Below are 6162 nucleotides of genomic sequence, written 5' to 3'. Positions count from 1 at the left end.
ACCCGGATCGGACCGCTCGGCCTTGCTCCCGTCATTTAGCTCTGTCAGAAGCACGCCACTTATCGCTGCGGGTCACAACCCGACCGCATCCGCGGACGAGTAGTGGCGACGTGGTCTTACCGCAACGTGCTATCAGTGGTATTCGAGAATTGCGTCGAAGCACCCATCAACGCAACGAGACGGATCCACGAGTTGAGTCGGGGCTACGCCTTAGCCTGTAGCTATGGCTACCCTCCCCGCCCCAAGGCCCTCCATCATCCCCCAGTTGATCGCGGAGTCTGAGGAGCTCGAAAGACGAATGTCTTTGCTCCAAGGGGACGAAGAACCAAGCCATGCCGACATTACGGGTCTGCGTCGCGACTATCGCGCCTGGCATGCCCGCGCCCGCAATGTTCTGCCGGCGGACGTAGCCAAGAAGTTCGACGAACACCGAGATGGAAACTTGTTCAAGTCTGGGATCACCCAGTATCTCGGCGATCCACGCAAGGAGTCCGTCTTCCGGGCGGAGGACGGCACATTTCCCTTGGGCCGGTGGCAGTACAACTTCGATGGCGTGCGAGGCCAATTGGAGAAGCAGCGCAACCTCCTCATAGAGGCTGAGCCTGAGGAGTCGCCCTCCGAACGTGTGGCCACAGATCTTGCCGCCGTGCTACGCAGGTTGCCGGAGTTTCTCCGCGTTCTGCAGCAACGTCGACCAGAGTGGCCCGTCGGTGAGGCCATTAAAGATGAGCGGGAACTACAGGTGGTTGTTGAGGCGTTGCTGCGTACGCTCTTCGACGATGTTCGACCGGAGGACTACGTGCCATCTCGAGGCGGCGCGAACTCACGTGTTGACTTCGTGCTCCCTGAGGTCGGTGTCGTTGTCGAGACCAAAATGACCCGAGCAAGCATGAGTGCTCAAAAGTTGGGCGAAGAACTTCTTATTGACGCCGGTCGATACCCTACCCACCCCGACTGCGATGCCGTCCTCGCCTATGTCTACGACCCAGACCGGCGCCTTGATAACCCTCGAGGCATCGAGCGCGATCTCACTATGAGGACCACATCCGGGCTCTCATTCCTCTGCGTCATCTCCTGAGCGAAGGGACTGAAGGGCTCGAAAGAGCTGGCGAACCAAGCGCACCGGGAAGCCCGCCAACGTATTAGGGCGCCATTAGGGGCATTTTACAAAGAAATGGTCCTTACTGTGTCGACCGACGGCCTAGGTACCAACGGGTGTACGCATTCATATCGGCGTCCGGTGAGAGTACCGTTGCAAGTTCCTGCCGGAGCAGACTGGCGTCGGAGTCGGTGATCCGGAGTAGAGGACGTCGGAGCCGCGCCGACCAGGCGGTATCTGCCCCTTCAAATGCAGCAAGTCTCGTTACCAGGGGTCGCAACTCCACCCCTGCCCCGAACGGAGCCAGCTCTCCAATCCTCAATGGGCATCCCACGGGGAACTCGCGATCGGCGAATCGGACTGGCTCATCAAGCTGTGTTACACGCTCTACAACCTGAGCCGTGCCAATGATTCGACCCCGATGCCGAGCCGGGTTCTTAAATGCTTCACGCGTGGTGTAGATGAAGAGCTCGTCCCCTGGCTTGAGGGCTGCAACCTCAGCACGTTGAGCCCGCGGGAAGGCCATGCGGCTAGTCGTGAGGATCCATCCAAGAGCTTCTCGATCGCTAATCACGAGCAAGTACGCGGTCATAGCACTCAGGGTGACAGGAGATACGGCCCAGGGACCACTAGGTATTAGGGCTAGTTCGGAAGTGGCCGGGTGGGCGCCCTCTACGCGATGTCCGGCTAGCACATGTACTGCCCAGGCAGGCACATGCTCTGGGGCCGCGCCACCCAGTTCGACGCTTCCGAATCGGAACACGCGCTCAGGGCTTTTGGCAGACGGGTCACCTCCCTCGGCAGCCAAGCCTGCGCCCGATCGACGTACAACCTCAGTAAGGACTGAACCTCCTACTGCATAGCCATAGACCTCGCCCGGGCTCGGTAGGCCAGATGTCGTTCCGCGGCACCCTACCCCTCGTAAAAGTTGGACCTGGTTCTTACAAGACGACGCTCGAGTAGGGCGAGCCGTGCTCCGCGAAGCGTGTCCATGACTTCCGGTGTCAGATCTTGGATGAGTGTCCCCACCATGGAGTCTGTGGCTTGAATGAGATCGTTCCCATTCGATGAGGCTCGATAGGCCGCGTCGAGTGCAGGCAGGTAACGGTGCGCCTCAGAAGAGATGGGAACGAGCAGGGAAGCGACCTCACTAGGTACAAGTTCAAGCACACCTCCGCCGAAGCTCCTGCCTTCGATCTCCGCAGACAAGAGCGTTAGCGAGTTGTGGAAGGTAGCGGTGAGGTCGTCAGCGGTGACGCCGCTGTGAGCGACCATCTTGCCCTTGTAGATGGTGTCTGTGGTGATTGCCCCAGCATGGTTGGCGACCATGCGAGGGAACTCGTTCGAGCGCTTTGAGAGTAGTAGGTCGCCGGCGGGGACGATAGGAACCCGATACCACGGTGTACGGATGCGTGTCTTGAACCTCGTGTGGATGCTCGTTGCTTCACCCTCATGGATATAGCGGAGTGCTTTTGGATTGCTCGACGGGTCCGGTCGATTCGCTGCGAAGCTCAGAATCCATGCTGGTTGTGCCCCTCTGGTCAGTTCCTCATGATCCTCGTTGAGGAACACGAGTCCTTTCGCCTGACGAGAACGTCCAAGAAGCGGCAAGGCCCACGCTTCAAGATTATGTTCACGAACTTCACTGCTTGGGAGACAGAAGTATGCGTTCGCTCCAGTGACGGTAGATACAGTAAATCGAGCGAGGGAACTCAGAAGCCGAACAGATTTGCGTGACTGAGCAAAGTGGTAAGCCTCCACCTCACGTGGTGTCAGTAAGTATGCAGTCCACGTCTTCGCATTGGCGTTGATCGAGTGTTCCCAGGTGTGAGTTCCACCATTATGGTCAGTGAACGTGATGCTTGTGCCTGGGTTGGCATGTACGCGCCGACCCGACATCACGAGCACTTCCTGGAGCACGGCAGGGAAAGAACCAGGCTTGAAGAGGTCGATCGAAAGATCTGTCGTGTTGGCAAGTAGCCATGAACGTACTTGAGCTGCGGATACTCCGGTGAGGAATTCTGTGGGAAGTATGACCGAGAACACCCCGCCGTCTCTCAGGGAGTCGAGTGACAAAAGGAAAACTGGAATCCACAGGTTTGAGACCGATGAGCCGGATACACCCAGTTGAGAACTGAGGTCCTTTGCTCTTTGCTTATCTGCATCGTCGATGAACTGGAATCGGACGTAGGGGGGATTCGCGACCACTACGTCGTAGTCGTGCCGGCTAGATGCGCCGTACCACTCAAGTACGTTCTGGTTGACCACTCGGCCGGGGAGGTTCGAGTGCTCCACCGCGGTGGCCAGCTTGGCCGCTTCGGTGTCGAGCAGTTCAACGGCTTCGATGTGTTGTGTCCGTGAGGCAAGAGGATGCGTGGCGAGACCTCTAACGAAGGCTCCGTCTCCGGCTGCTGGCTCAAGGATGCGCAGCTGCTCACGACCGTCGAGGAGCGCCTGAACCCGGTCGAGGCAGAGGCTGACCAGGACATCGGGTGAGTAGAATCCACCTCGCAGTTTTTCTGGACTTACGGCGTCCCGAGTGCGCACTTTGCCATCCTTAGATTGCTTCAGCTACTGAAGCAACTATCCTATCTCATCGACTCGCTCCTAACCGACACCGCGTGCGATCCTTTGCGAATGAAACTGAGATTCGTGGCGCAGCCATTTGATGACGAGAAGAATCTCGCTGACTTTGTGGAGCATGTCACTCGAGGCGGCTTCACTGATGTCCAGGTCGCCGTCGCGTGGGCCAAACGCTCAGGCTTGGGCCGAGTGCGTGATCAAATCGAAGCGTTCCGCGACTCAGGCGGCAAGCTCACCATGATTGTGGGAGTCAGCGAAGGTGGTGCGACGAAGGAAGGCTTGGAGCTGGCGTTAGAACTGGCCTCGGAAGCCTACGTTTTTCATGATCCTCGACGCACATTCCATCCGAAGGTCTATCTCGCTGTCGGGGACTCTCAACAGTCTCTGCTCGTCGGATCCAGCAATCTGACGGCAGGTGGTCTTGCGTGGAACTATGAAGCGTCGCTCTGGCTTGATTGGTCAGGCGTGGAGCCGGACAGCACGGTCGTTGAAGTGCAGGCATGGTTCGAACGCCTTAGGAGTGAAGACAGCGCCTGTAGGCCACTGACCAGCGAACTGATAGAGAAGATGGTGGCCAGTCGCGACATCGTCATCAACTCGGAATTCCGTGCTCGTCGCGTTGTGCGGAAAAATGAAGACGCGCCGGAAGACACGGACGGCACTGAGGTCGGGTCGATCGACGGGCTGTTTACTGGGCTAGCTGCATCACAGTTACGTCAGCTCCCAAAGCTGAGCCCGAAGTCACAGGTTCTGTCACGCGCAAGAGACATAGACGTAGAGGAGATGGGAGAGGCTGGCTCTTCCGAAAAGGGCAGCGATGAGCTGCCACTGAAGGATCAGCGCGTTCTCCGTCGGTGGTACCGAGAGTTGGGCCACACGCAGGCTCAGCAAAAGCGCACCCCAAATACACAGCTCAAAGGCTCTATGACGCTGACGCAGGCGGAAAGCGAAATTGATCACCTAACTTACTTCCATGATTCCTTCTTTGCCGATCTACCATGGTCACCCGTCCCCGATAAGGAAGATCAACTGGAAGTGGAAGTCGCCTTCCATGTGTGGATTGATGGGCATGATCTTGGGGTGCACAATATTCGCATTAGCCATGCGCCACACCGTGCTTCCTCGCAGGGAAACGTCCCCACCTGGCTACACTGGAACACCTTGAATGCATATCTTCGAGCGACGAATTATGTGGGATATTATTCAACGCTAGAAAGATTGCAGAATAACGAGTTCCGGCTGATCATCGCCCCCGAACCGGCCGGACGCTACCTGCTGTAGGCTCTGATGCAACGGCACTAGACCACGTGAATTAAGCTGTCCCAGACTTCCTTGATTCCATCACCGGAATTATGGCCAGCTTCAATTTCTACCCTGCCCCGTGGCTTACTGACCCCGCGGGGCGAGCAAACCACGGGGCAGGGCATTCTGAGACAAATGATCACGACATTAAGGAAAGGTGCTGTGATGGCCCAGAGCGTACAGATCATTTTGGAGGACGACCTTGAGGGCGGCCCTGCGGATGAGACCGTCCAGTTCGGCCTGGACGGCCGGCAGTACGAGATTGACCTGTCAGCCGCCAATGCGGAGAAGCTGCGGGAGGCTCTGCGCCCCTACGCCACCGCCGGCCGGCGAGCCCAAAGCAAGAGCGTCCGGGCCAATGGGACCCGGTCCTCATCCGGTAGCTCGGAGACGGCGAAGATCCGGGCCTGGGCGAAGGAGAACGGATACGAGGTCTCCGACCGCGGCCGCGTCCACCAGTCCGTCAAGAACGCCTACTACGCCGCCCAGTAGACCCCGACTCCCCCACCCGGACAGCACTCGGCCTTCCTAATGTTCGTGACGGAGGGTCCGGTGCTGGCCGGCTATCGCCGGGACATGGCGTGGGAGCGTCTCGGGCTGGGCTCGAGCAGGCGGGCCGTCACCGCGGTGCTTTCCCAGGGGAAGCAGCCAGTGTCGGGCCGATAGTCCTGATCCGGCACAGGGTCGCCCGCTGGTCTACATGTCCCCTCATGCGATTGCACCCTATTTACTCCATTAAATTAATGGAGTAAATGGGGTGTACGGATCCTCAGCTAGTACTTGGGAGGGCGGCCACGGGTCACGGTGCCTGCACCGCCGAAGGGTCGTCCGTCATTGATCTCGTCGCGGTACTGGTGGATCCGGTCGGTGATGATGCCGGCGACGAAGTCGCTGAGGGTCTGCCCGCGCTGGGCGACGTGGTTGTAGGCCGAGCGCAGTTCGGCCAGATCGTCGATGTCCATCTGGACCTGGAGGCGACGGCGGGTGTCCGTGGCGTTCCCCGCCTTCTTCTCGCCCTTCTGCTGCTCGGCCGCGGGCGCCGGCGCCGTCTCCTGTGGTGCGGCGGGTGCTGCGGCATCCGGTGCCGGTACGGGGGCGGTGGTGTCGGTGATGGAGGGGGCGACGGCGTCTTGGCCGGTGAGGAAGGTGGATTTCCGGCGGCGTCCTGTGGTGCTCAT

The 6162-nt window shown here is 59.1% G+C and carries 5 protein-coding genes; 3 read left to right on the top strand and 2 right to left on the bottom strand.

Annotation, left to right across the window (positions count from 1 at the left end):
• Positions 1–223: 223 nt before the first annotated feature.
• Positions 224–1078, top strand: a complete 855-nt coding sequence (locus tag ACPYN7_RS14690) for a hypothetical protein (RefSeq protein WP_424348155.1) — start codon at positions 224–226, stop codon at positions 1076–1078.
• A 933-nt stretch (positions 1079–2011) separates the two neighbouring features.
• Here the strand turns inward: ACPYN7_RS14690 and ACPYN7_RS14685 are convergent.
• Positions 2012–3646, bottom strand: a complete 1635-nt coding sequence (locus ACPYN7_RS14685; protein ID WP_424348154.1) for an Eco57I restriction-modification methylase domain-containing protein — start codon at positions 3644–3646, stop codon at positions 2012–2014.
• A 90-nt stretch (positions 3647–3736) separates the two neighbouring features.
• Here ACPYN7_RS14685 and ACPYN7_RS14680 point away from each other — a divergent pair, with 90 nt between their 5' ends.
• Together ACPYN7_RS14680 and ACPYN7_RS14675 are read left to right on the top strand one after the other, a co-directional pair.
• Complete coding sequence (locus ACPYN7_RS14680) at positions 3737–4963, top strand: phospholipase D-like domain-containing protein (protein ID WP_424348153.1); 1227 nt, start codon at positions 3737–3739, stop codon at positions 4961–4963.
• Between the two features lie 186 nt (positions 4964–5149).
• Positions 5150–5476, top strand: a complete 327-nt coding sequence (locus ACPYN7_RS14675; protein WP_424348159.1) for a histone-like nucleoid-structuring protein Lsr2 — start codon at positions 5150–5152, stop codon at positions 5474–5476.
• A gap of 281 nt (positions 5477–5757) precedes the next feature.
• Here ACPYN7_RS14675 and ACPYN7_RS14670 read toward each other — a convergent pair whose 3' ends face one another.
• Positions 5758–6162 (bottom strand): hypothetical protein, encoded by a 405-nt coding sequence (locus ACPYN7_RS14670; RefSeq protein WP_424348152.1) that lies wholly within the window; start codon positions 6160–6162, stop codon positions 5758–5760.

Origin of the sequence: Kocuria sp. CH-021 (assembly GCF_049716185.1) — a bacterium.
Classification (GTDB): domain Bacteria; phylum Actinomycetota; class Actinomycetes; order Actinomycetales; family Micrococcaceae; genus Kocuria; species Kocuria cellulosilytica.
The sequence above is the reverse complement of the archived record's forward strand: the minus strand, read 5'-3'. Positions and strand labels throughout refer to the sequence as shown.